Source organism: Capnocytophaga sp. oral taxon 332 str. F0381 (assembly GCF_000318275.2).
Classification (GTDB): domain Bacteria; phylum Bacteroidota; class Bacteroidia; order Flavobacteriales; family Flavobacteriaceae; genus Capnocytophaga; species Capnocytophaga bilenii.
This window is the reverse complement of sequence record NZ_KB291280.1, coordinates 3,383-3,722: the sequence shown is the minus strand read 5'-3', so window position 1 is coordinate 3,722 and position 340 is coordinate 3,383. Positions and strand designations below refer to the sequence as shown.

Below are 340 nucleotides of genomic sequence, written 5' to 3'. Positions count from 1 at the left end.
TCTTTTACTTTTTCTTTTTCAATATAAACATCTGAATTATCTGGTATTGCATCATTTGTTATAGATAAATACTTGCCTTTTCTTTTGATATAATAAATATGTCTATTACTATATATCTTACCAAATTTATATAGTGTAGGGTCATCTTCATAATCAGATTCTTCTCCTATGTATATATTTATTACTCCTGAAACTGTATCTATTTTATTAATTTTTAAAAGAAACCAATCCATAGATATTTTATCTATCAAAAGATTGTCTCTAATCTCTACATAAGTAAGAGTATCTATTTCAAAACTTCTACAATCTTCATTAAAGAGAACACGATAATACAACTTTG

The 340-nt window shown here is 24.1% G+C and carries 1 protein-coding gene; it reads right to left on the bottom strand.

Annotation, left to right across the window (positions count from 1 at the left end; translation table 11 throughout):
- A partial coding sequence (locus HMPREF9075_RS13450; RefSeq protein WP_232305050.1) for a hypothetical protein occupies positions 1-233 on the bottom strand: 233 nt, incomplete at its 3' end.
- Positions 234-340 lie beyond the last annotated feature (107 nt).